The sequence below is a fragment of the Rhodococcus sp. 077-4 genome, assembly GCF_047782425.1.
GTDB lineage: Bacteria > Actinomycetota > Actinomycetes > Mycobacteriales > Mycobacteriaceae > Rhodococcoides.
This window is the reverse complement of the sequence record NZ_JAJPWC010000002.1, coordinates 433,886-458,712: the sequence shown is the minus strand read 5'-3', so window position 1 is coordinate 458,712 and position 24,827 is coordinate 433,886. Positions and strand designations below refer to the sequence as shown.

22 protein-coding genes are annotated in these 24,827 nt (G+C 66.4%); 3 read left to right on the top strand and 19 right to left on the bottom strand.

Going from position 1 to position 24,827, the window contains the following annotated elements; all coding sequences use genetic code 11:
- Positions 1-504: 504 nt before the first annotated feature.
- Positions 505-2,160, top strand: coding sequence for an Hsp70 family protein (locus tag ACNEOT_RS11375; RefSeq protein ID WP_415974080.1), 1,656 nt, complete (start codon positions 505-507; stop codon positions 2,158-2,160).
- Here the strand turns inward: ACNEOT_RS11375 and tsaD are convergent.
- The 8 genes from tsaD to glmS form a co-directional block, all read right to left on the bottom strand.
- A complete protein-coding gene (gene tsaD / locus ACNEOT_RS11370) occupies positions 2,145-3,182 on the bottom strand; it encodes a tRNA (adenosine(37)-N6)-threonylcarbamoyltransferase complex transferase subunit TsaD (protein ID WP_415974079.1) in 1,038 nt (345 codons plus the stop codon). The genes ACNEOT_RS11375 and tsaD overlap by 16 nt on opposite strands.
- Entirely contained in the window at positions 3,179-3,670 is a 492-nt protein-coding gene (gene rimI, locus ACNEOT_RS11365) for a ribosomal protein S18-alanine N-acetyltransferase (protein WP_415974078.1), read from the bottom strand. The genes tsaD and rimI overlap by 4 nt, the downstream gene beginning before the upstream one ends.
- Positions 3,667-4,341, bottom strand: a complete 675-nt coding sequence (gene tsaB, locus ACNEOT_RS11360) for a tRNA (adenosine(37)-N6)-threonylcarbamoyltransferase complex dimerization subunit type 1 TsaB (RefSeq protein ID WP_415974077.1) — start codon at positions 4,339-4,341, stop codon at positions 3,667-3,669. The genes rimI and tsaB overlap by 4 nt, the downstream gene beginning before the upstream one ends.
- Before the next feature lie 52 nt (positions 4,342-4,393).
- The gene (tsaE, locus tag ACNEOT_RS11355) at positions 4,394-4,903 is read right to left on the bottom strand and encodes a tRNA (adenosine(37)-N6)-threonylcarbamoyltransferase complex ATPase subunit type 1 TsaE (protein WP_415974076.1); all 510 of its coding nucleotides are present in this window, start codon (positions 4,901-4,903) and stop codon (positions 4,394-4,396) included.
- On the bottom strand, positions 4,896-5,915 hold the full coding sequence (locus tag ACNEOT_RS11350) for an alpha/beta fold hydrolase (protein ID WP_415974075.1): 1,020 nt from the start codon (positions 5,913-5,915) through the stop codon (positions 4,896-4,898). The genes tsaE and ACNEOT_RS11350 overlap by 8 nt, the downstream gene beginning before the upstream one ends.
- A 5-nt stretch (positions 5,916-5,920) precedes the next feature.
- The gene (gene alr / locus ACNEOT_RS11345; protein ID WP_415974074.1) at positions 5,921-7,120 is read right to left on the bottom strand and encodes an alanine racemase; all 1,200 of its coding nucleotides are present in this window, start codon (positions 7,118-7,120) and stop codon (positions 5,921-5,923) included.
- A 79-nt stretch (positions 7,121-7,199) separates the two neighbouring features.
- Positions 7,200-8,633: an NAD(P)H-hydrate dehydratase gene (locus ACNEOT_RS11340; RefSeq protein WP_415974072.1), complete on the bottom strand. Its 1,434-nt coding sequence runs from the start codon at positions 8,631-8,633 to the stop codon at positions 7,200-7,202.
- Positions 8,634-8,640: 7 nt separating this feature from the next.
- Complete coding sequence (gene glmS / locus ACNEOT_RS11335) at positions 8,641-10,503, bottom strand: glutamine--fructose-6-phosphate transaminase (isomerizing) (RefSeq protein ID WP_415974071.1); 1,863 nt, start codon at positions 10,501-10,503, stop codon at positions 8,641-8,643.
- A gap of 100 nt (positions 10,504-10,603) precedes the next feature.
- Between glmS and ACNEOT_RS11330 the strand changes: the two genes are divergently transcribed.
- Complete coding sequence (locus tag ACNEOT_RS11330; RefSeq protein ID WP_415974070.1) at positions 10,604-11,464, top strand: dienelactone hydrolase family protein; 861 nt, start codon at positions 10,604-10,606, stop codon at positions 11,462-11,464.
- Positions 11,465-11,486: 22 nt separating this feature from the next.
- Here ACNEOT_RS11330 and ACNEOT_RS11325 read toward each other — a convergent pair whose 3' ends face one another.
- The 3 genes from ACNEOT_RS11325 to ACNEOT_RS11315 are packed head-to-tail and all read right to left on the bottom strand — an operon-like array spanning position 11,487 to position 13,959.
- Positions 11,487-11,756, bottom strand: a complete 270-nt coding sequence (locus tag ACNEOT_RS11325) for a hypothetical protein (protein ID WP_415974069.1) — start codon at positions 11,754-11,756, stop codon at positions 11,487-11,489.
- Positions 11,753-13,657, bottom strand: a complete 1,905-nt coding sequence (locus tag ACNEOT_RS11320; protein WP_415974068.1) for a hypothetical protein — start codon at positions 13,655-13,657, stop codon at positions 11,753-11,755. The genes ACNEOT_RS11325 and ACNEOT_RS11320 overlap by 4 nt, the downstream gene beginning before the upstream one ends.
- Positions 13,654-13,959, bottom strand: a complete 306-nt coding sequence (locus ACNEOT_RS11315) for a hypothetical protein (RefSeq protein ID WP_415974067.1) — start codon at positions 13,957-13,959, stop codon at positions 13,654-13,656. Before ACNEOT_RS11315 ends, ACNEOT_RS11320 begins: the two co-directional genes overlap by 4 nt.
- A 152-nt stretch (positions 13,960-14,111) precedes the next feature.
- Between ACNEOT_RS11315 and ACNEOT_RS11310 the strand changes: the two genes are divergently transcribed.
- Complete coding sequence (locus tag ACNEOT_RS11310) at positions 14,112-15,152, top strand: LLM class F420-dependent oxidoreductase (protein WP_415974066.1); 1,041 nt, start codon at positions 14,112-14,114, stop codon at positions 15,150-15,152.
- A gap of 20 nt (positions 15,153-15,172) precedes the next feature.
- On the opposite strand, the gene glmM is transcribed toward ACNEOT_RS11310, so the two are convergent.
- The 8 genes from glmM to eccCa all read right to left on the bottom strand — a co-directional run bounded on the left by glmM (position 15,173) and on the right by eccCa (position 24,591).
- Positions 15,173-16,528: a phosphoglucosamine mutase gene (gene glmM, locus ACNEOT_RS11305; protein WP_415974065.1), complete on the bottom strand. Its 1,356-nt coding sequence runs from the start codon at positions 16,526-16,528 to the stop codon at positions 15,173-15,175.
- Positions 16,529-16,634: 106 nt separating this feature from the next.
- Positions 16,635-17,159: a 30S ribosomal protein S9 gene (gene rpsI, locus ACNEOT_RS11300; RefSeq protein WP_415974064.1), complete on the bottom strand. Its 525-nt coding sequence runs from the start codon at positions 17,157-17,159 to the stop codon at positions 16,635-16,637.
- A complete protein-coding gene (gene rplM / locus ACNEOT_RS11295; protein ID WP_032397517.1) occupies positions 17,156-17,599 on the bottom strand; it encodes a 50S ribosomal protein L13 in 444 nt (147 codons plus the stop codon). Before rplM ends, rpsI begins: the two co-directional genes overlap by 4 nt.
- Before the next feature lie 180 nt (positions 17,600-17,779).
- Positions 17,780-18,124: a TraR/DksA family transcriptional regulator gene (locus ACNEOT_RS11290; RefSeq protein WP_415974063.1), complete on the bottom strand. Its 345-nt coding sequence runs from the start codon at positions 18,122-18,124 to the stop codon at positions 17,780-17,782.
- A gap of 139 nt (positions 18,125-18,263) precedes the next feature.
- Positions 18,264-18,545: a WXG100 family type VII secretion target gene (locus tag ACNEOT_RS11285; protein WP_008718198.1), complete on the bottom strand. Its 282-nt coding sequence runs from the start codon at positions 18,543-18,545 to the stop codon at positions 18,264-18,266.
- Positions 18,546-18,610: 65 nt separating this feature from the next.
- Entirely contained in the window at positions 18,611-18,976 is a 366-nt protein-coding gene (locus ACNEOT_RS11280; protein WP_415974062.1) for a WXG100 family type VII secretion target, read from the bottom strand.
- A 159-nt stretch (positions 18,977-19,135) separates the two neighbouring features.
- Positions 19,136-20,596: a type VII secretion-associated protein gene (locus ACNEOT_RS11275; protein WP_415974061.1), complete on the bottom strand. Its 1,461-nt coding sequence runs from the start codon at positions 20,594-20,596 to the stop codon at positions 19,136-19,138.
- Positions 20,593-24,591, bottom strand: coding sequence for a type VII secretion protein EccCa (gene eccCa, locus ACNEOT_RS11270; protein ID WP_415974060.1), 3,999 nt, complete (start codon positions 24,589-24,591; stop codon positions 20,593-20,595). Before eccCa ends, ACNEOT_RS11275 begins: the two co-directional genes overlap by 4 nt.
- Between the last annotated feature and the right edge of the window lie 236 nt (positions 24,592-24,827).

Genomic DNA, 24,827 nt, shown 5'->3' with positions numbered 1-24,827 from the left:
GGGGTACGCGTCCGGGGTCGGATCCCCGGACAGCTGTGTGTATGTGCTTCTCGTGCAGTATTTCGATCACGGCCTGAACTCGTTCCCGTCGTCGCGGGTGCCGGGACTTCGCTCGGTGCCAACTAGCACTCTATACACGAGAGTGCCAGCACTCAAGGGCTGGGTTCGCCAGGTTCGAGAAGCGGTGGTCGCGCACATTCGCACGAGGGCGCGAACACGATGTCGTGCGCGACCCCGGCAATCGAGAAACACGCTCGATCGAAGGCGAATCACCCGAACGTCGGATCCGATTTTCGCCGCTTTCGGCATTTTTCCGCAAGCCGAAAGGCCAGGTGAACGGCCATCTCGGTTCCTCGGGGAGCGTACCGGTCGCACTATTACATTCGACCCGAAGCGCAAAGTAACGTTACGATAACGGAGCTGTCCGAACGATAACGAACGACAGCTGTGCCGCGACATGGCACACAGGGAAGTCGATTTCGGACATGCAGGGGGAGGTGCAACATGCGCGTGGGAGTGGGAGTATCCACCGGATCCGACGTCGTGTGCGCAGCCCTCGTCCTCGTCGATACCGACGGTACGCGCACAGTCGAGTACCGCACCGTCTCGGCCGACCGCCGGGCGAACACCGACATCGGTGACCTTGTCACCTCGGCCATCGAACTCGTGGCCTCACTGATCCCCGGCCACCGGTCCCCGGACTCGATCGCCGTCACCTACCGCACCGAAGAGCACGCTGCGCGGATACGCGCAGCGTTGATCCACACCACCCGCGACGTTCGCCTGGTGCCCGAGTCCGCGGCCGCGGCAGCACACCTGGCCACCACCGGCCTGATCGATCGGTACGACACGATCGCGCTGGTGGACCTCGGAGCCTCGGGCATGTCGGTCACGGTTGCCGATCGGACCGCAGGCACCGTGCTCGCGCACGGGCGGTCGGACGCCATCGGCGGCGACGCACTCGACACGCTCGTCAAGAACCTCGTACAGGACATGACCCGTGACAACCTCAGGGACGACATTCGCGACGACCGCGGAATCGGATCTGCGCGATACCGATCGATCAAGGAACAGCTCTCCGACGAGGACGAGGTCCGTATCGAGCGGTACAGCGGAACCCCACTGACCGTCACCCGTGCCGCCTTCGGTGCCGCTGTGGCCCCGATCTTCGACAACGCCGCTCGATTCGTCCGCGGAGTGTTCGACGACAGTAGCCACGAACCCGAGGCCATCGTGCTGATCGGCGGCGGTGCGCACATTCCTCTGCTCGCCACCACACTCACCGCTGCGTTCCACGCCCCGGTGATTCGACTACCCGAACCCGATGCCGTCCTCGCCGTCGGCGCTGCCGGCCTCGCCGCATCCGCCGTCGGCAGCGGTTACCAGCTCGTGACGGCGACTCGCAGTACAGCCGGCCGTATGAGTCGATACTCCGGGGCGATCGCCGCCGCCGTCGTCGCAGGTGGACTCGTTCTCGCCTACGGCGTGCAGACGATCACCCCGTCCGACGATCCCAGCGTCTCGCCGGCCGGAAGTGCCGCCGAGTCCACTACCGGCTCGAGCAACTCCGGTGCGCCGATCGCCGAGGGCTACTCCACCGACGAGAGCACGCCGACGTCGGGACGCACCCCCGATGGTCGCCCCGACCCGACTGCGACCACGATCGACTCCAGCGGATCGCCGGCGGGGTTCACCACCACCGCACGGCCGACCACTACGCCGACTCTTCGTCCGGCACCCGATCTCCCACGGATCGAGTGGCCGATCGACCCCACGTCGGCTCCCGTGTCGCCGAGCCCCACCGGCGGCATCTCGGTCGAGCCTGCGCCCCCGGTGACCACCATCGAGATTCCGCCCACCGAGCCGGTCGAGACATCCGCACCCGGTGGGTCGACCGAGCTGAGCCCCGGACCGACACCGCGCCCGACGGATCCCACGACTCCCGACGGCACCGTGGTCCCGACCGAGTCGATCAGTGTGCCGAGGACCGAAGTGAGCGGCGCAGAGCCGACACCCGAACTCACAGCACCCCCGACGGTGTGGTCTCCACCGGCAGCAGCGCCCGAGCCGGCCGAACCCCTACCGGCGTCCGAGCAGTCTGCACCGCGTTCGTCCGAGCCGACCGCCGCCACTACACGGGACGCTCAGCCGGGCACCTGACTGGTCGCGACCGACAGGCCGGGATCGGTCACGGCGGTCAGCGCCGACGGCTCGGCTCCGCCTGCAACAAGATGAGCGCCCAGTGCGGCGATCATGACGCCGTTGTCGGTGCACAACCGCGGCTTCGGTATTCGAAGCGTCAAACCTTGCTCTGCACAACGACTTTCGATCAACGAGCGAATGCGGGAATTGGCGGTGGCACCCCCACCCAGAACGATCGTGTCGACGTCGACGTCGGTTGCCGCGCGGACGGCCTTCATCGTCAGCACGTCGGCAACGGACTCCTGGAAGGACGCGGCAATGTCTGCGACCGGAATCGGATCTCCAGCGCGAACCCTGGCCTCGACGAACCGAGCAACGGCTGTCTTGACGCCGGAGAAGGAGAAGTCGTAACGGGCATCGCGTGGACCCGTCATTCCCCGCGGAAATGCGATTGCCTTCGGATCACCCTCGCGCGCAGCATCATCGAGCGCCGGCCCGCCCGGATAGCCCAATCCGAGCAGTCGCGCGACCTTGTCGAAGGCCTCACCGGCTGCGTCATCGACCGTGGTTCCCAGTTCGGCGATCGGCCGGGACAGATCGTCGACGTGCAGCAGATGAGTATGGCCACCGGAGACCAGCAGTGCGACGCACGACGGCATCGGACCGTGCTCGAGCGTGTCGACCGCAACGTGGCCACCGAGATGGTTCACCGCATAGAACGGCACGCCCCACGCCGCGGCGTACGCCTTCGCTGCGGCGACTCCGACCAGCAACGCCCCGGCCAAACCGGGGCCGATCGTCACCGCAACGGCGTCGGGGCGCTCGATGTCCGCGGCCGTCAGGGCCCGCCGCATCGTTGGCACGATGGCTTCGAGATGCGCCCGCGACGCCACCTCGGGCACAACTCCCCCGTACCGCGCATGCTCGTCGACACTGGAGGCCACCTCGTCGGCCATCAGCTCACAGGTCCCCGACCCGTCCCACCGGACGATCCCGACTCCTGTTTCGTCGCAGGAACTTTCGATACCCATGACGATCATCGGGCTGATCCTTCCGTGTTCTCGGGCCGACGCATGGTGAAGGCATCGGCCCCGCTCGGTTGGTAGTACTTGGCCCTGGTGCCCACGATCTCGAAGCCTTCGCGACGGTACAGCTCGATGGCGGGCTTGTTGTCGGTACGGACCTCGAGAAAGACCGGACCACCGTGCTCGTCGGCCACCGAAAGCAATTCGTCGAGCAATCGCCCGCCGATCCCTCTGCGACGATGCGCCGGATCGACACCGATGGTGTGCACCTCGGACTCACCGACGACGAACGCACCGCGGCTCGGCTCCCCCAACAATGAAATGCCTGCGTATCCCACAACCTCACCGTTTTCCCGCGCCGTGACGTAATGATTGTGTGGCGCCGCCAGTTCCGCGACGAATGCATCCTCGGCCCACGGACCGTCTCCCGGGAACAACACGGTCTCGAGATACGCGCACCGAGGAGCGTCCTGGACCGTCATCGACTCGATCGACACCGTCACTGCCGAGCCTTCACTGCGGCGCGTTCGTCCAGCGTCTTGGCATCGGGGCGGCGCAGGTACAACGGAACCAGCGGACCGGGAACGATCCCACTGCCGATATCGGCGAGGGCGACCGAGACCAGCCCGGCCGGAGACGGTGCCTGCACATCGCGAATCGGAAGTCCGAACGCCGCAGCATGCGGCGCGGATCCGGCCACCGCGTCGACTCCGCCTCGATCCAGTTCGGCCGGCGCGATCACATCGGGACCCGCGGTGCGAACTCCGGCTTCGTAACGCGCCCAATAGATTTCGCGCCGACGTGCGTCGGTCACCACCAACAGGGACCCGGACTCGGAAACGTCTGCGGCAATGGCGTCCAGGCTGCAGACGCCGTACACCGGGAGACCGAGCGCGTCGCCGAACGCCGCAGCCGTGGCCATTCCCACTCGCAACCCGGTGTACGGTCCGGGGCCGACGCCTACGACGACGGCACCCAACTCGGCTGCGGTGATTCCTGCTTCGGCCAGGCACTCCAAAATGTTGGGGGTCAACACTTCCGCGTGCGATCGCGCGTCCACCCGAACCCGTGTGGCGAGAGTGGCGACCGCTGCGCCGATGTCGGCGGGCCCGGTCAGGCGCACCACACCTGCGGTGACGGCGGGGGTCGAGGTGTCGACGGCAAGTACAAGCACGATGCTTCAGATTACCCGCCGACGGGGGTTGGGCTGCGCACCCGGTACCCGATCAGCCCACGTCAGCCGGAGCCGACGTGGTGTTCACGCGACTCACCGTCACGCGTCGAACATCGGAGTCCGGGTCACGGGTCAGACGAACCGAGATGTGCCCGTCCGTCAATTTCTCCACCAATCCCTCGCCCCATTCGACCACGACGACCGCGTCGGTGAGGTCGGTGTCGAGGTCGAGAGCATCGAGTTCGTCGAGCGCCGATTGCCCGGTCATCCCGAGGCGGTAGGCGTCGACGTGGACGAGCGCGACCGGGGGTAGCCCGTGGGGCCGCGCCCCGGGTCGATGCTCGCGGGCGATGACGAACGTGGGCGAGGTGACGCGGCCGAGAACACCGAGCCCGGCCGCAATCCCCTTGGTCATGGCCGTCTTTCCAGCCCCCAACGGGCCGTCGAGAATCACCAGATCGCCTGCGACGAGTACATCCGCGAGCCGAGAGCCGAACTCGGCAGTGTCTGCTGCAGTGACCAATTCGGCCTGCACAGGCAAGTGCAGCGGACCGTCAGACAACGCCCCACCGCCGCTTCTTGCCCGCCGCCTCCGACGCCCGCGCCACGAGCCGCGCGATCGCACCGTTGACCTGTTCCGGGAATTCGAGTTGGACCAGGTGCCCACCCTGACGGACGCGCACCATCTCGGACCGCGGCAGAGCCTGCGCCAGGGCCTGAGAACTGGCGAACGGAATGATCCAGTCCTCGTCGCCGCACACCACGGACACCGGAATGTTCTCGAACTCCAGCAAAGCCTCGGATTCGTCGTGCAACTCGAGCGTCTCGAGAAAATTGACGATCGTCACCACGGACGTGTCGTCGATCATCGACTGAGAGAACGCGACCAGTCGCGGGGACACCCTGGTGCCGTAGGACGCCGCGCGCAGCACGGGAGAGATGAGCGCGCGCACAGCACCGCGACCGAACTGAACAAGGCCGGGCGACGTGCGTACCGCGAGTCGGAACGCGTCCACCGCCGGGTTCTGCAGACTACGACCGACCCCGGACTGCGCGAGACCGGCAGCCGTCGTCGAGATCAGCACCGCCCCGATGACTCTCTCGCGCAGCACGTCCGATCGTTGCCGTGCCATGGACAGGATCGACATTCCGCCCATCGAGTGCCCGACCAGAACGATGCGCCCCTTGGGTACCACCGAGCGAATCACCGCGTCGAGATCGAGGCCGAGCTGGCCTATGGTGCAGCTGTCCGGATTCGGCACTCCCGATCGTCCGTGACCGCGCTGGTCGTAGAAGACCATGCGCACCGTCGAACCCCACTGCTGCTCGAGCGTGCGGCGCTGAAAGTGCCACGACGACATGCGCAGGCAGTATCCGTGGACGAAGACGACGGTCGTCTCGGCATCCGACGGGCCCACTTCGCGCACCGCGAGCGGAACGCCGTCGTCCGCGGTGACGATGCTGCCGCGGTCGGCGTCCATGAGGTCGAGATTCTCGGTGGCCAACGGGTCCTTGTTGGACCGAAAAGCCGTCTCGCGCAGTACAATTGCGATACTTTCCAGCAGTCCGAGCATGACTGTTACGTCGCCTCCCCTGAGCGCACGCCGACGAACTGCCGTCGAACGCGTCCACGAATGCCGGTGACGACCTCGTAGCTGATGGTCTCGAGCGCATCCGCCCAATCCTGAGCGTGCGCCTCTCCCCTGTCCCCTGGCCCGAACAGTAGTGCCTCGTCGCCCACCGCAACACCCGAGCGGTCGCCGCCGAGATCGACGACGAACTGATCCATGCACACGCGTCCCACCGAGGGATAGCGCCGACCCGCGATGGTCACCTCGAACCGTCCGCTGAGGCTGCGGACGACACCGTCGGCGTATCCGAGAGCGACGAGTGCGACCACGGTGTCGGCGGGAGCGGTCCAGGTGTAGCCGTAGGACACCGATTCACCTTTGCTCACCTTCTTGATGTTCGCCACTTGCGCAGACACCGTCATGACCGGCCGCAGGCCGAAACTTCCCAGCTCGGGCACGGGTGACATGCCGTACAGAGCAATACCCGGGCGAACCATGTCGAAACCGAGATCGGGTCTGGTCAGCGTGGCTGCGGAGTTGGACAGGTGCACGACTGCGGGGGGCGTTCCGCGCCGGGTGGCGCGCCGCACCGCGTCACGCAGCCGCTCGGCCTGCTCATCGTTTGCCGGGTGCCCCGGTTCGTCGGAACAGGCCAGATGCGAGAACATTCCGGTCAACCGCACAGAGCCGTCTGCGACGGCGACCGCAACAGCGTCGAGGACGGTATCGAGATCCGATTCCGCTACCCCGTTGCGATTGAGTCCGGTATCGATCTTGAGCGAAAGGTCGGCGGTGGAGCCGACTCGGCGCGCTGCCGTGACCACACCGTCGAGCTGGGATGCCGTGGAGACGCCGATCCCCACCTGCGCGGTGATCGCAGCGGCGAAATCCGCATCCGTTCGGTGCAACCACGCGAGCACCGGAACGGTGACACCGGCCGCACGAAGTTCGAGGGCCTCCCCGATGGTGGTCACCCCGAGCTCCTGCGCCCCTGCTGCGACCGCAGCATGCGCCACTTCGACGGCACCGTGGTTGTACCCGTCGGCCTTGAGTACTGCCATCACGGCGGCATCCCCGGCGAACTCCTGCAACACGCGAACATTGTGGGCCACCGCGTCCAAGTCGACGGACGCCACTGCGCCCGAACCCGTTCGAGGATCGGTCCTCTCATCGCCGCAGCCGATACTCACAACGTTCGATAGTGCCATCCGCGACGCCGATACGACGGATCAGGGTGGCAGAACTCATGACGCACCCGGCATCGGATGTGCACCACGCGATCCTTGCTCAGGCTGTGATCGAGCGCACGGTTCGGATGGCATCCGGGATCGAATCACACAGCGGACCGGCAGAAATGGGTGCCGCGAACTGCCCGTCGACCCCGTGGGCCGCTCGGGCCGCGGCCAGCGCATGGACCTTCGCACCGCAGGCAGCCGCAGTGGCCGGTGCCATTCCCGACGCGAGGAGCGCACCGAGGATCCCCGACAGGACGTCACCCGAACCGGCGGTAGATGCAGCCGATCCTCCGGCGTCGTTGACGAACGTGGTGCCATCGGCGTCGGCGACGATCGTCGCGCGTCCCTTGAGGAGAACGGTGACGCCCCAGCGCGCAGCGAGATCTCGAACCGCTCCCACCCGGTCGGGTGCGGGGTCCGAGCCCGTCAGGCGCGCGAACTCCCCGGCATGCGGAGTCAGCAGAGTCGGTGCGGCGCGTCCGGCGATCCAGCGTTCGTTACGTGAGAGGACCGTCAGCGCATCCGCATCGACGACGACCGGCAGGTCCGAGTCGAGGACTCGGCGCACGATCTCCGCCGAGTGCTCGTCGGTGCCGAAACCGGGGCCGACCACCCACGCCTGGACTTTCCCCGCTGCGTCGAGGTCCGATGCGGCAACGACCTCTGGATAGCGCGAAACAATCTCTGCGCCAGCATTTCCCACGTAGCGGACCATTCCGGAGGTGGCCGCCACCGCCGCTCCGACACACAGCAGGGCGGCACCGGGAAACGTCGCGCTGCCGGCCAGGACACCCACGACGCCCTGCGAGTACTTGTCGTCCGAGGCCGTCGGAACAGGCCATACGCGCCCCACGTCGGCCGGCTCGAACGAGGCCATCGCCGGCTCCGGCAATTCGAGACCGATGTCCACGAGTTCGATTCGGCCACAACGAGGTACGGCCAGAACGTGAACGGGCTTTCGGGCCCCGAACGTCACCGTCACATCGGCCGTCACGGCCGGTCCCGGCGCTACACCGGTCGACGCGTCGACGCCGCTGGGAACGTCCACCGCCACGATCGGTGCGGTGATCTGTTCGACCACCGCGGCTGCGTCGGGGCGCAGCGGACCCTTGCCGGAAATTCCGACGATGGCGTCGACGACGATGTCGGCGCTTCCGCAGTGCGAGACCACTCGACCACCCGAGGAGCGCAGGGCCGCCAGGCCTTCGGCATGTACCCGCGTCGGGTCGAGCAGGAGAGCCGAGACCGAGACGCCGCGTCTACGCAGATACGCCCCTGCCCACAAACCGTCGCCACCGTTGTCGCCGGTGCCCACCAGAATCGTCACGCGCCGCCCTGCGACACCCCCCGTACGCGCCGCCAGCTCACCCGCGACGATCCTGGCCAATCCGTACGCGGCGCGCCGCATCAGGGTGTCGTCGGGCATGGAATTCAGCAGTGGCGCTTCGGCATTGCGAATTTGCTCGGGTGTGAAGTAACCGCGCATTCGAGCGCTACTCGACGGTGACGGACTTGGCCAGGTTGCGTGGCTTGTCCACGTCGTAACCGCGTGCCTGGGCGACCTCGGCCGCGAACACCTGCAGCGGGATCGTCGAGAGCAGCGGTTGCAGCAACGACGACGCGGCCGGAATCTCGATCAGGTTGTCCGCGAATGGCCGTACGGCCTCGTCGCCTTCTTCGGCGATGACGACCGTTCGCGCACCACGCGCCTGGATCTCACGAATGTTGCTCAACATCTTCGAGTGCAACACCGCACGACCCTTGGGCGACGGCATCACGATGATCACCGGCACACCGTCCTCGATGAGCGCGATCGGACCGTGCTTGAGCTCGCCCGCCGCGAAGCCCTCCGCGTGCATGTACGCCAATTCCTTGAGCTTGAGCGCGCCTTCGAGAGCAACCGGGTACCCGACGTGACGGCCGAGGAACAGAATCGTCGTGGCCGTCGAGAGCTCACGCGCAAGCGCCCGAACCGGCTCGACCGTCTCGAGAACACGCTGCACCAACTCGGGCATCGCTTCGAGTTCGGCGAATTCACGCGCGACCTCGTCGGGATACTTGGTACCGCGAGCCTGCGCCAACGCCAGGCCGACCAGATAGTTCGCGGTGACCTGCGCAAGGAAGGCCTTGGTCGACGCGACACCGATCTCCGGACCCGCCCGCGTGTAGAGCACGGCGTCGGCCTCGCGGGGGATTTGCGAACCGTTGGTGTTGCACACTGCGAGTACACGCGCCTTCTGGTCCTTGGCGTGCCGCACGGCCTCGAGTGTGTCGGCCGTTTCGCCGGACTGCGAGATGGCGACGACCAGAGTCGACCGATCGAGGACCGGGTCGCGGTACCGAAATTCGCTGGCCAGTTCCACCTCCACCGGCAGCCGGGTCCAGTGCTCGATCGCGTACTTGGCGAGCAGACCCGAGTGGTATGCGCTACCGCAGGCCACGACGAACACCTTGTCGACGTCGCGCAGTTCCTGATCGGACAGTCGCTGCTCGTCGAGCACGATTCGACCGTTGTCGAAGTGACCGAGCAACGTATCCGCCACGGCGGCAGGCTGCTCCTGAATCTCCTTGAGCATGAAGTAGTCGTGGCCGCCCTTCTCGGCGGCGGCAAGATCCCAGTCGATTCGGAACGGACGACCCTGCGCCTCGTTGCCCTCGAAGTCGCTGATCTCGTATCCGTCGGCGGTGATGACGACAACCTGGTCCTGACCGAGTTCGACGGCATCTCGCGTGTGCTCGATGAACGCAGCGACATCGGACCCCAGGAACATCTCGCCCTCGCCGACACCCAGCACGAGCGGCGTGGAGCGGCGCGCCGCGACGATCGTGTCGGCGTGATCGGAATGGGTGAACACCAGGGTGAACGCACCCTCGAGTCGACGCAGGACCGCCTTCGCGCTCGCTACGAAATCGCCCGCGGTCGGACCCGCTGCGTAGGCCCGCGAGACGAGGTGGACAGCTGCCTCGGTGTCGGTGTCGGACAGGAACTCGATGCCGTCGGACTCGAGCTCGGCGCGCAACGGACCGAAGTTCTCGATGATTCCGTTGTGCACCACCGCGACGGTTCCCGAGCCATCTCGGTGCGGGTGCGCATTGCGGTCGGTCGGTCGGCCGTGCGTCGCCCACCGGGTATGGCCCATACCGGTGGTACCGACGAACGTGTCGGTACCGATGTCGTCGAGTTCGGCTTCGAGATTGGCCAAGCGACCGGCCTTGCGCTCGACGGCCGTTGCTCCTGCACCGTCGAGAATTGCGATCCCCGCAGAGTCGTAACCCCGATATTCCATACGCCGAAGCGCCTCGACCACCACACCCAGAGCTGGGCGATGTCCGACGTAACCCACGATTCCGCACATGGTCAATCAGGGTACTCGGCACGACGCGCACGACCCATTCGCTCGACTCGACGTGTCCGATGTCCCCCTGGCCCGCCGCCGTTCGGTAGCGTCATCTCTCGTGGCGAAACCGAAGAAGCTGGCATCTGCTCTTTCCAAGCGCGGCCCGCACAAGGTGCTCCGAGGCGACCTGGCCCTCGCCGGGCAACCCGGCGTCGTCTACACCCCAGCCGAGGGCTTCGGCCTGCCCGGCGTGGCCTTCGCACACGGCTGGATGATGCGGCCCAGCCATTACACCGACACTCTGAAGCACCTGGCGTCCTGGGGCATCGTCGTAGCGGCACCGGATACCGAGCGCGGGCTCGTACCCTCGCACCGCGGCCTCGCCACCGACCTGAGCACTGTGCTCGACATCATGACGGGCGTGCGGCTCGGCCCGGGCAACATCAGCGTGCACCCGGACAAGCTCGCCACGGCAGGTCACGCGATGGGTGCGGGCACCGCCGTGCTCGCGGCTTCCCGGCGATCCGATATCAAGGCTGTCGCCGCGTTGTTCCCGGCACCGACGGCACCCTCGTCCGAGGACGCCGCTGCGGGTCTGAGCGTGCCGGGACTCGTCGTCGGAGACAACTCGAACGCCGACTCGCTCACCGACAACTCCCTCGCGCTTGCCCAGGCCTGGCACGGGCCTACCATCCTGCGACGAATCGACGGCTCCACGGCCGACGGATTCGCCGAAGGCCGCCGAATCCTCGGCGCGCTCGGTATCAACAAGCCCGACCGCAAGACCCAGCAGCGCACTCGCGCCGTCCTCACCGCCTTCCTGCTCTTCCACCTGACCGGCGACTCAGACTACGCGGAACTGGCCGGCGCGAACGGCGAGATCGACGGAACCAGAGCGGTCGACCCGCATGCGCCACTCGACGAGCAGCCCAAACCGAAGGCGTCCGCGTCGATCAAGGCGCTGCTCGGACGGGGCTAGTCCCGATCGTCGACGGCCGGTGTCAGACCAGCCACGACCGAGGTCGCTCGTCGGGTTCGGTTTCGACGTGCTGAATCGGCCCGCGCCGGTCGAGGTGGGCCGGTTGCAGTACCGAGCCGGACACCGTCTCGGTCTCGATATCCGCTCGTCTCACGGCGGCCGAGTTCCTGTGGGCTCGCTCGATCGTCGGCGTCTGAGCTCGACTCAGCGCCTCGGCCGCGCGTGCCATCGCGATCCTGTGTTCGTCGCGAATTCGGTGCAACTCTCGACGCCACCCGCCGTCGGCACTCACAGGGTGCCTGCTTCACTCAGGCCCGCTCCGGTGCCCGTCTCGGCGGGTGCATCGACGACCGGCCGATCTGCAGAGACCGGATGCTGCGTGGCAGCCTGCTCCTCGGAGTCCTGCAGAACAGGCTGCTCGTTGTCGGACGACTCGGGTGGGCACTGCGCCTGTTCCTCGGAGTCGGAATCGGCTGACGGGGCAGGCTCGGCGACGGACGCGGGTTCTGGGGCAGGTGCCGGTTCCGGGACAGGTGCGGGTTCCGGGCCGGGTTCCGGGACAGGGCCGGGTTGGGTCGCCGGCACCGGTTCTGCAGTGGGCACGGGTTCAGCGGTGGGCACGGGTTCAGCGGTGGGCACAGGTTCGGACGGCACCGCGGCCGCACCGGGAACTTCGACGAGTTCGGGTAGACCGAACGGACCGATCCTCAACTCGAACGAGCGGAGCCCCAGCCCCGGAGTTTCGAGTTCGAGAGACACCACACCGTCGTGTTCGAGCGCGATGCGGGCGCGATGGCCGTCGAGTTCGGCCTCGAGATGGCCACGCTCGTCGAGAGCCGCAGGTGATGAAGTCCCGGTCGGCGGCTGAGCCGACGCCGATTCACGGTCGGCCGCTTCGTCCGGTACCGCTGGCCCGCCGTCCGAGTCCGGTGGGGTTCGAGACGCGCTGCGATCTCCGGCAGTGCGATCCTCCTGACCCCTGTCGTCGGTATCCCTGTCGTCGGTATCCCTGTCGTCGGTATCCCTGTCGTCGATGTCCCTGGTCTCGGGGGCACCGTCGGTGCTGTCCGTGCTGTCGGTCAGTGCCTCGTCGACGCGATCGACGATCTCGGCAACCACTCGATTCACGAGCCCGTCGAGAGAATTCCCCAGCTTCTCGCGTGGAGGATCGTCGGTTGTGTGCCCGCCGAGCGGATCGACGCTTCCCCATTGCGCGGCTGTGTTCGCGTTCGGTGTCGACACCGCGGCCGGTCCGACTGCTACCGGGGTCGAACCGCTTCCGACCGGTGTCGCTGGTTCGGTTCCGCCGAGCGCTCGGTCTGCGGGAAGTACCTCCGACCCCTGCCAGGGCACACCGACGGCCGGCCCGGGTGTGACTGCCCACCCACGCTCGTCGAGGTCGGTGAACGCCGGGTCGTGCACACCGCTCAGAACGTCGACCACCAACGTCAGACAGTCTCTGACCGCCGTGTCGGTGGCGGCGCATGCGTCGATGACGGCCTCGCACGTACTCTGCACCCGCGGGACGAATTCGGTCTCGATCCAGCCCCTGCAGCGCTGAGTCACCTCGGCGGCGAACTCGTCGGAGACATCGGCGCTGCGTGCCCGTTCGGTCAGATCCTCGAAGGCGGACGCCAACCTCGGGAACACCGACTCTCGATCGACCGGGAGGCACTCGATTCCGGACGCGGCCAGGATGGCATCGATCTGATCGACAGTCTTGCCGTCCACCCCGTCGACGTCGAGGCCGCCCACCAACTCTGCCTTGTCGGTCACGGCGTCGCGAAGAACGTCGACGGCTGCGGACATCGTCTGGTGAGAATCCTGGATCGATTGGATGAACGCGGCTGCCTCTTCCTGTTCGGCCGTGAGATAGATCTGGACGGCCTCACCTGCCTCGCCGTGCCATCTCAGCTGCAGCACCCTGCGCAGCTGAATCTGTTCTTCCAGTTCCTCGCCGAGCAGCGCGGACATCGCTTCGACGGCGTCGGCATCGTTGCCGAGCGCACCCAGATTCAATCCCCGCTGTTCGTCGTACCTCGCACACACCTGCTCGTACGGCGGGCACACGCTGCCCGGTACGCGGCCGAGCAAAGGCAGGAAACGCTCGAAGTACAGCAGCCCGTCGGCGTTCGCATCGAGAATGTCGTCGACCGAAGCCCCCTCGGCCGGTCCGGCCGGGGTAGGCGTCACCGGGGCGACTCGATTGCGTACGCAGTGGCGTCGTCCTGCTGTCGGTACTCGTCCATCGACGTCGTGAGGGCGCTCGAGATGTCGTCCACCGAGGACTTCCACGCTCCCACGGCACGGCCGAGCCCACCGTGGGCCTGGGAGTAGAGCGCGCCCAGGTCACGGTAGTTCCGTCCTGACCCGGCTGCACCGAAGCTCGCGTCGGAAACCGACTCGGCCGCGCCGCCGAGGACATCGGCCGACGCCGCCAGTGCATGTGCAACCCCGCGAACGCGGTCCTCGTCCACGTGATTTCCGTTTTCCATACCTCACCCGCCTCCCCTCGAAGTGCCCCCTTCTCACTATGACGTGCGCCGACTCACATCGGTTCCCCTGGGAGCGGTAACGTCCCGATGTGAAATGTCAGTAACAGGTACCTGAAGTGGCTACACCAGCTGCTCACCGATCGAGGAGTCCCATGCACATCGGAACGATGCTGAACTACAGCGGTGGTTTCAACGAGACCGTTGCCGAGGTCGCCGAGCTCGAGAAGGCCGGTCTCGACATCATTTTCGTGCCCGAGGCCTACTCGTTCGACGCCGTCAGCCAGCTCGGGTTCCTCGCGGCCAAGACGAGCACGATCAAGATCGCGTCCGGCATCTTCCAGATCTACACCAGGACACCGTCGCTGACGGCCATGACCGCGGCCGGTCTCGACTACGTCTCCGAGGGCCGGTTCGTGCTCGGACTCGGCGCGTCCGGACCGCAGGTCGTCGAGGGATTCCACGGCGTCAAGTACGACGCCCCCATTGCACGCACCCGAGAGGTCATCGAGATCTGCCGCCAGGTCTGGCGCCGCGAGAAGGTGCAGTACCAAGGCAAGCACTACCAGATCCCGCTGCCGGCCGACAAGGGAACAGGCCTGGGCAAGCCACTGAAGTTGATCAATCACCCTGTACGCGACCGCATTCCGGTCGTCATTGCTGCGCTCGGCCCCAAGAATGTCGAACTCACCGCCGAGATCGCCGAAGGCTGGCAGCCCATCTTCTACTTCCCGGAGAAGGCCGCCGACGTGTGGGGCGATTCGCTCGCGGCAGGCAAAGCGAAGCGTGATCCTGCACTCGGCGATCTCCAGGTGTTCGCGAGTCCCACCCTCGCTATCGGCGAGGATGCAGAGAAGTACCTCCCCTGGGTCAAGCCGCACCTGGCGCTGTACATCGGCGGCATGGGAGCCAAGGGCAAGAACTTCTACAACTCCCTGGCTCAGCGTTACGGCTACGAGGCCGAGGCCGAGAAGATCCAGGACCTGTATCTGGCAGGCAAGAAGGAAGAAGCCGCTGCTGCAGTTCCGGACGAGCTCGCCCGGTCGGTCAACCTCATCGGCCCGGAAAGCTACGTCAAGGAGCGAGTGGCTGCCTTCGCCGAAGCGGGAGTCACCACTCTCAACGTCGCGCCGCTGGCCGAGAACACCGCCGGCCGCGTCGCGCAGCTGACCGCACTGCGCGAACTCACCGCCTGAGCGAACTCACCGCCTGAGCGTCAGACCGATGCGACCCGGCCCGCCAGCTCCTCGGCGAGTCGGGTCGCGACGTCGAGTTCCGACGCTTCCACCATCACCCGCACCAGCTGCTCGGTACCGCTGGGGCGCAACAGAACTCGACCCGATTCCCCGAGTTCGCGCTCGGCCGTCGCCACGGCGTCCGACACCGAGGGCGCAGATGCCACCGCAACCTTGTCCGACACTCGCACGTTGATCAGGACCTGAGGCAGGGTCCGCATCGCCGACGCCAGATCCGCGAGGGAGCGTCCGGTCCGAGCCATCCGCTCCATCAGTCGCAGCGCAGTGGCGATCCCGTCACCGGTTGTTCCGATCGCGGGAAGCACGACGTGTCCGCTCTGCTCACCCCCCAGCGCGAAGCCGCCGCGCCGCAACTCCTCGAGCACGTACCGATCTCCGACTGCCGTGGTGCGCAACGTGATTCCGGCCTCGCGCATCGCGATGTGCAGGCCCAGATTGCTCATGACCGTCGCCACCAACGTGTCGTCGATCAACTGGCCCGCGTCGCGCATCGCGATGGCCAGCACCGTCATGATGGCGTCGCCGTCCACCACGGAGCCCGACGCATCGACGGCAAGACATCGGTCTGCGTCGCCGTCGTGCGCGATACCGAGATCGGCGCCGTGCTCCACGACGGCCTTCTGCAATCCCTCCAAGTGCGTGGACCCGCACCCGTGGTTGATGTTGATGCCATCGGGTTCTGCATTGATCGCCACGACCGTCGCTCCGGCCCGGCGATAGATCTCGGGGCCGACGACCGAGGCGGCACCGTTCGAGCAATCCACCACGACGGTCACCCCGTCGAGTCGATACGACACCGATGCGGCGAGATGCTCGATGTAGCGGGCTGCCGCGTCGTGCGCGAGTTCGATACGGCCGATAGCGGCACCGGTGGCATCGAGCGGTCGTGCATCTTTCCGGGAGCGCTCCTCGGGATCGAGAGCGGCTTCGATCCGGTCTTCGACGTCGTCGTCGAGCTTGTGTCCGCCCGCGGCGAAGATCTTGATTCCGTTGTCGGGCATCGCATTGTGCGATGCCGAGATCACCACACCGAGAGCTGCGCCGTACTCGGCGGTGAGGTAGGCGACCGCAGGTGTGGGGAGTACTCCGACGTCGATCACGTCGACACCCGATGCGGTGAGTCCGGCCGAGACAGCTGCGCTCAGCATCGTCCCACTGACACGCGGGTCGCGCCCGACCACCGCAACGCGCCTGACGCCGTCGACGTTCGGTGCCAACACGGTGGCCGCGGCTCGCGCGATCGTCATTGCCAGTTCAGCGGTCAGAACCCCGCCTGCCAGTCCCCGAACTCCGTCGGTGCCGAACAATCGCGCCATGAACCAAGAACTCCTTCGAGCGGAGAGAATGTGGTGGAAATGCCTCGAGGGCAGGCGTCCGATACTGCTGGATGCCTGCCCTCGAGGATGAAACGGGTAAGACGCGTCAGCGCTTGGAGTACTGCGACGCCTTACGGGCCTTCTTGAGGCCGTACTTCTTGCGCTCGACTGCACGCGCGTCACGCGTGAGGAAGCCTGCAGCCTTGAGCGGCGGGCGATCGTCGGGTGCGAGCTCGATCAGCGCACGCGAGATGGCCAGACGCAATGCGCCTGCCTGTCCCGACGGTCCGCCACCGTGCAGCAGCGCGACGATGTCGAAGGACTCGGCGCGGTCGACCAGCACGAGGGGAGCCTTGATCAGCTGCTGGTGCACCTTGTTGGGAAAGTAATCCTCCAGGGTGCGGCCGTTGAGCTTGAATCCGCCGGTGCCCGAGGACAACCGAACACGAGCGACAGCTTCCTTACGGCGACCGACGGTCTGGATCGGGCGATCGAACACGATCGGGGCCGGAGCTGCAGCAGCTTCGATGTCCGATACGACCTCGGGATCTTCGACTGCCACGAACTCGTCGGGGGCGATCTCTTCGATGTTCTCCTGCGAGGTCACGTCATTTCCCTCCGGCGCCGTCACTGGGACACCTGCTTGATCTCGAACGGAACGGGCTGCTGAGCGGCATGCGGGTGGTTCGGACCCGCGTAGACCTTCAGCTTGCTCGCGATGGCATTGCCGAGCTTGTTCTTGGGGATCATGCCGACGACGGCCTTCTCCACGAGACGATCGGGGTTGCTCTCGAGCACCTGACGGGTGGAGCGCGACTTCAGACCGCCCGGGTGGCCGGAGTGGTGGTGGTGGAACTTGCCGTCGAGCTTGTTGCCGCTGATGGCAACCTTCTCGGCGTTGATGATGACGACGAAGTCGCCACCGTCGACGTTGGGTGCGTAGGTGGGCTTGTGCTTACCGCGGAGCAGAGTCGCGGCCTGGACGGCGAGGCGTCCGAGCACGACGTCCGTGGCGTCGATCACATGCCACGTCCGGGTGGTGTCCCCGGCCTTCGGGGCGTAAGTAGACACAGAAAATTCCTGTCTTCATGATGTCGCTGCTGGCCAAGACGAGTGGATGCCCTCGGCGGCCAGTTGAGACCCGAGGACAAGAGCTCGATACGCGCGAAAACACGCGGCGAGCCCATACACGCCAACGGGGAACGATACCGGGAGCGGACGCCCAGGTCAAAACGCCTCAGGTCGTCGATGTTATCGACGCAGGCGCACACACTGCATGCACCGACGAGCCGCGGGCAACGCCTCGAGCCGTATCGCCGGGATTTCGTCGCCACACCGCTCACAGAAACCGTACGTTCCAGCCGCGACCCGTGCGACGGCCGCGTCGATCTCGCGCATCTCGGATTGGGTGTCGGTGATCAACGCTGCGATCTTCGCCCGCTCGAACGCAATCGTCGAACCCTCCGGATCGTGCTCGTCGTCGTCGGTGGTGAACCGCGACCCTTCGATCACCGACGCCAACTCACCCCGGAGCGAGTCGAGTCGATGCGCGGCCCGAGAGCGCTCGGCCCCCAGTACTGCTCCGAAGTCCGTCATCGATCCAGTAGACACCCCTACCGGCCGCGTGACCAGGGTGCACGACTCGGAAGAACTCGAGCCACTTGCTCACGAGTCGGGCGAAGGCCGAATGCCCCGACCGATGGTTCGGTCGGGGCATTCGTTCGTGGTGTGAAGGTCAGCGAGCCATCCGGGCCTTGTTGGCCATCTCGACGCCGTGCATCGTCTCGCCACCGGTGCGGGCGGCCGCGACGAGGCTCGACAGAATCAGGTTGAGCTCGTCGGATGCGGAATTCCACTGGCGCTGAAGCTCGTAGTAGGACGTCATCGCGTCGCCCTCCCACGACTCGTAGAGCCGCTTCGCGGTGCTGTCCACATCCGCGAGAAGGTCCTTGGTCACGTTCGCCTGCTTGTTCATCGCCTCGGTCAGCGCCGCGATCTGCGCGAAGTCGTATTTCATGTCGGATCAGTCTCCTTGGTCGAGCGTGGTCGTGTGGATTGTCGTGTCGTCACCGGATTCGACGTTCACTTGAACGTGGACAGTCCCGAGTTCAGGGATCCGGCCACCTGGTTCACGGCAGAGACGTTGTCGTCGTCGGCGTCCGAGTAACCGTGGCCGTTGGTCTTGATGTCCGCGGAGATCTGCTCGAGCGCGCTCCGCATCTTCTGCGCGCTCGTGTCCCACTGCGCCATGACATCCTGAAACGACTTGCCCGCCTTACCGACCCAAGCCTCGGCCGTCTGCTCGACGATCGAGCGGACGGCTGAATTGGAGGCGTTGATCGACACGCTCAGCCCTTCGATCGTGGCCCCGGCAGCGACGAGCTCCTGCGGTGTGACCGTGACGCCGTTCGACGAACCCGTAGCTTCCGGTCCCCCTGGATATCCCACTTCGACTCCTTGTCTTCGATACTCGATTCACGTACACCGACGGCGCGCGTGCTGCTCGACCGAGGGGCCACTGTCGGCCCGCTCACTCCCCTACATCTCCTTGGACGCAGCAGCCCCTCGGTTTGGTTCCGGCCGTCCTCGAAAAACCGAGGGTCGGTTTCACGGAGCAGGGACGATGTCCAATGTCTGCGTGGCCTGGCCGCATTCGGAGTCGATCACCGCCGCATCGTCCCCCTCGAACTGGCAACCGATGCTGACCTGCAGATCGGACTCGACGAACACGCGCCACAGCACCGTCGAATTGTCGACCGGTGTCTCGGTGTACGCGATCCCGACGCGACCGCCGAAATCGCGTGTGGGTTCGAGAGATCCGATGGTGGAATTCTGGCCGCGGGCCTCGATGGCCGACCGAAGCTCTGCTGCCACCTGCTCCCGGGTCGAACCCGGCTTCAGGTCCGCGACGGTGACGACGATGCGGCGCTCGGGTGGAGTCGACGGAATCAGCACCATCCGGCCCGGGTCGTCCAACCTCGTCCAGGTGGCAGGCAGACGCATCGACGCCCGCCCTGATACGAACGTCGTCGTCTCGAGCGGCGGTGGCGTATCGGCCACTGTCGTCGTCGGAGGGTTCTGGACGACCGACGGTGCCGCGATCTGGGATGTGATCGGAGAAAATGGTTGTGCTACTGCGACGTTCGAGCCCTGCGACGGTTCGCTGACCAAATATGCTGCCGCACAGACGAAGACGACTGCTACCGCCCCGCCGCCCGCGATCGCGAGCAGATGGGGACGCTTGCGCTCCCTGGACCGAGGCGGCGGTGCCGCTAGATCGTCGAGCCACGCTGCCGATCGCGTCGTCGCGACCCGTACGGGCGGGACAGGGACCAGATCCGCCCCGGCCCGCCGGTAGAGGGACCTGGCGATATCGAGACCGGTCAGCCGATGAGTGGTGTGATCGACGATGGGGTTCGGCCCGTCGTCGGACGGTGCCAGCACGTACACCTCGTCGGGGCAGCGCGAGACCGACGACCGAACGTACTCCCCCACCGCTTCTCGCCAGGCGGCGTCGTCCCGGATACCGAACGGGATGATCGCGCCGGTTTCGCCTCCGTACGCCCCGGACTCGTCGAGGACCATCACGGATGTGTCGAGTGCACCGACCTCGACGACGACCGCGGCGGACGGTGCACGTTCACCCGCCCACGAGAGAGCCGCCTCGGCCGTCTCCACGAGCACCACCTCGTTCGCCGAGGCCGCGAACGTGGCCCGAACGATGCTCGAGCGTTCCTCACCCCACGTGGACGGATACGCGATCTCGAGCACGTCGAGTCGGTCGTGCACCCCGGCACCCGCCAGCGCAGACCACACGATTCCATGAAGAACCGCCTCCCGGTCCCACACCGAGGTGCCCACCGGGATGAACGCGTCGTCGATACAGAGCAGGGGCGGTATCTCACCTCCCGCAGCGGCCCGACCGAACACCAGTCGGCCACCATCCACCGTGGCAAATGCTGAACCGACGCTCTCTCGCGGACCCTCCAACGGACCGCCCGTGGCGACCACGGAAATCTCCGTGTACCCCAGATGCACTGCGGCATAACGCCACGCGGGATTCGTCAACTGGAATGTCCGAGCTGAACGAGTGCCTGCCCCGAGCGGTTGACGAACACGCCGCGGCCGGGCGGCATGGCACTGGGCCGTACCGTCCCGAGCAGGTTCCCCTCGTCGCGGCTTCCGCTCATGACCAATCCCGGCGTCACCAGATCGCGCAACCGACCGATCACCGGATCGAACAGCGCGCGGCCTGCACCGCCCGAACGACGCGCCACGATGACGTGCAGCCCGATGTCTCGTGCATGGGGAAGGTGTTCCACCAAGGGTGCCAACGGATTTCCCGATGACGTGGCGACCAGATCGTAATCGTCGACGACGACGAACACCTCGGGGCCGTCCCACCACGACCGCTCACGAAGTTGCTGCTGAGTCACATCTGTCCCCGGCATGCGATTGCTCATCCGACCGGCGAGGTCGACGATCATGGCCGTCAGCGCCGCTTGCGAGGCTGCATACCCGGCCAGATGCTCGGAATCGACTGTGCCGAGCAGAGTTCGACGATAGTCCGCGATGATGAGCTTGACGCTGTCGGACGAGTTCGCCTCGACGAGCGATCGACAGATTCCGCGCAGCAGTGACGTCTTGCCGCACTCGCTGTCGCCGAACACAACGAAGTGCGGATTCTCCGCGAAATCGACCACCACCGGTGCCAATTCGGTCTCGTCGATGCCGATCGGAACTCCGAGCTCGGGAGTACCGCCACGGATCCGCGGCCATGCCTCACCGAGCTGATCGAGAACCGCGGATCGTTCCAGCAACTCCGGCAACATGCGCACCGGCGGGGCGGGGGGTCCGGCAGACGCCGCCGCGATCGCAGCGACCGACTCACCGACTGCCCGAGACAGGTCTTCGACGGATGATTCGTCGTCCACCCGCGGCAGCGCGATCAACAGATGCAGACCGTCCCTGGTCATCCCCCGGCCCGGCCGACCCTCGGGAACGCTCGCCGCCTTGGCGCGGCCCATGTCCGAATCCGACGGATCTCCGAGCCGCAGTTCCAATCGGGTTCCGATCAGGTCCTTGGTCGCAGGTCGAACCTCTGCCCATCGCGACGCGGTGAGGACCAGGTGCAGCCCGAAGGCGAGCCCTTGCGTGGTCAGGGTGGCGATCTGCTGTTCGAGACTTTCGAAGTCGGACCTGATCGACGGCCAACCGTCGATCACGAGAAAGACGTCACCGAACCGGTCGTCGGGATCGACGGGTTGCGTCGCACGTCGACGACGGAACTCCGCCATCGAGTCGATTCCGCGATCCCGGAACGTCTTCTCCCGCTGCCTGACGACGGCGGCAACCTCGGCCACCGTCCGCCGAACCCGGTCGACGTCGAGACGGTTGGCCACGGAACCGACGTGCGGTAGATCGGACAGACCGGCCAGCGTTCCGCCGCCGAAGTCCAAACAATAGAACTGCACCTGCGCGGGTGAATGCGTCATTGCCAGCGCCAGGATCAACGACCGAAGTGCCGTCGACTTACCCGATTGCGGAGCTCCGACGATGGCGACATGGCCTGCGGCACCGGAGAGATCGACGGTGAGCAGATCACGGCGCTGATCGAACGGCCGGTCGATGATGCCGATCGGGGCACGCAGGCGGCTGTGCGGATCGATGCGCTCGGTCAGAACCGACCCGGGCAGCAACCGATTCAGCGTCGGCGCACTGTCCAACGGCGGCAACCACACTTCGTGGGCCGGCATTCCGCGACCCCGAATTCGTCCGACGACGACGTCGAGCACTGTCGCACCGGTGCTCTCGGAGTCGGCCGACTCCGGTTCGGCCACCGGCGCAGTGGCGGCCTCGATTCGGCCGACATCGATCGAGTCGAGCGGTACCGCGTACGCCGTGAACGGCCTCGGCCTGATGTCGGCTCCGAGCAGGGGGCGCGCGCCCGAACCGGAACGCGGCGGCGCGTATGGACCCGAGACGTAGGCCGCAGCGAACCTGACGATCTCGGCCGAATCGCACTTGAGGTAGCCCGCACCGGGCTGCGCGGGCAGGTGATACGCGTCGGGAACACCGAGCACCGATCGAGACTCGTTGGCCGAGAACGTCTTCAGACCGATTCGGTACGAGAGATGACTGTCCAGACCGCGCAGCTTTCCTTCTTCGAGTCGCTGGCTGGCGAGCAGTAGGTGCATGTGCAGCGATCGTCCGAGCCGACCGATCGCGACGAACAGCTCGGCGAATTCCGGCTGCTGGCTGAGCAATTCAGAGAACTCGTCGACCACTACGAACAGGGCGGGCATCGGTGCCAGATCGGCTCCTGCGGCGCGCGCCCTCTCGTAATCGGAGACGTTCGCGAAGTTGCCGGCCGAACGCAACAACTCCTGCCGGCGGTTCATCTCTCCGGCCAACGCGTCGCGCATTCGATCCACCAAGGCCAAGTCTTCCGACAGGTTGGTGATGACCGCGGCGACATGCGGTGCAGACTCCAGGCCGGCGAACGTCGCCCCACCCTTGAAGTCCACGAGTACCAGGTTCAGCTGCTCGGGCGAGTGAGTCGACACCAACCCGAGCACGAGGGTCCGAAGGAACTCCGACTTACCGGAACCCGTTGCGCCGATGCACAATCCATGTGGCCCCATACCGTTCTCGGCAGATTCCTTCAGATCGATCTCCACCGCGCTGCCGTCCGGCGCGACACCGATCGGTACCCGCAACCTGTCGCGCCCACGACGGACGGTCCAGGCCCGATCGGTGTCGAGGGCCCCGACATCGGCGATCCCGACCAGGTTGTTCCATCCCGACGCCCGGACGCCGTCGTCGTCCACGACGTCGACGACCGACGAGGACGACGGCGCGCGATACGGCGACAGGCGTCGAGCAACGGCGTCGGCCTGGGTGGTACTCATCGAGTCCGCGACGGCGAACACCTCGACCGTTGTTCCGCTGACCGCTCCGATGGATCCGTTCTCGGCGAACAGCTGGAGACCGCGCGATGCAGCAAGCCTGGGGCAGAGGCCGGCCAGGTCGATGATCGTGACGGAATCGAGGCCGGTGTCGGTGAGCTCGGTCGACCGGTTGTCGACAAGCCCGCCGTCGACCACGATCACCAAGTGCACGACGCCGGCGACCGGAACTGCGCCGCGCGCGAAGCGATTACGCATCGCCAGCACCTCGCCCAGTGCACTCTCGAGTTCGAGGAAGCTGCCGAAGATCATCCGGGCGGACCCGGCCCCGTCGCGAAGGGCGTCGTGCTGAGTGTGCGGAAGCCACTTGGTCCACTCCCACTGGTGCACGGTGTCCGGACCGCACACGATCGCGACTGCGACGTGGTCAGGTCCGTGGAAGCTGCACAGCGAGGCCAACATCGCGCGCACCATCGCCCGGGCACCGTCGCGATCGCCCGCTATCGACAGTGCAGCGAATCCCCTCAGGGACACCGCTGTCGGCAGCGCGGCCACCACCGAATGCGCCCGCACGAACCGACGCAACGAGACCGCCGACACCGGTTCGAGCTCCTCGACCGGTCCGGTCTCGGGCGGAACCAACCGGGTTGCGAGCCGCTGATCCCCGCAGCCGACTCGCACGTGAGCGAAATCCGGGTCTGACAATCGTCGTTCCCACATCCGCTCGGTTCCCGCAATCGACCACAGGGATTCCGGGGCCGGGTGACTCCATTCGAGTGCTCGGCGCTGCGCCCTCTCGGTCTCGGCGACATCGCGGCGGAGCTGATCGAGATAGCGGAGGTAGTCCTTGCGATCCTCGTTCGCCTCGGCGGTGCGCGCTCCGCCGGACTTTCCGCCGCCTGCCAGCATCCCCACCATGGACATGAGCATCATGGCCGGGAACATCAACATCATCGGGTTGGCCGCCGCGCCCGACGTGAACATGAGCGCGACCATTCCGACCATCGCTGCGACCATCACCAGCGGCATCAACTTCATCAGCAGGTTGCCCGGTACGGCGCGCGGAATCTCGGGCGGTGACGCGAGCGTGACCTCGCCGCCAGGTGATCGAGGTACTTCGCGGCGCGCGCCGCGAACGAAGCGCACGGTACTCATCGATCCGCCCCCACGGCTGCGCCCCCACAACTGCACTCGGCGGCCTCCCCCCGAGGCCGCGTGGACGACAGGCTAACGCATCGGAGACCGGGCGGTCCACAGTTTCCCTCACGCCCGCGACGGACCCGGTACTCGCCGATGGCGCGAAATCGGGCCTGCAAGAAATCGGTGGCGTCGAGAAATAGAACATCGCCCGACGTCGTTGCACCTCATTGCGGCTGCTCGGCCGCGCGCTC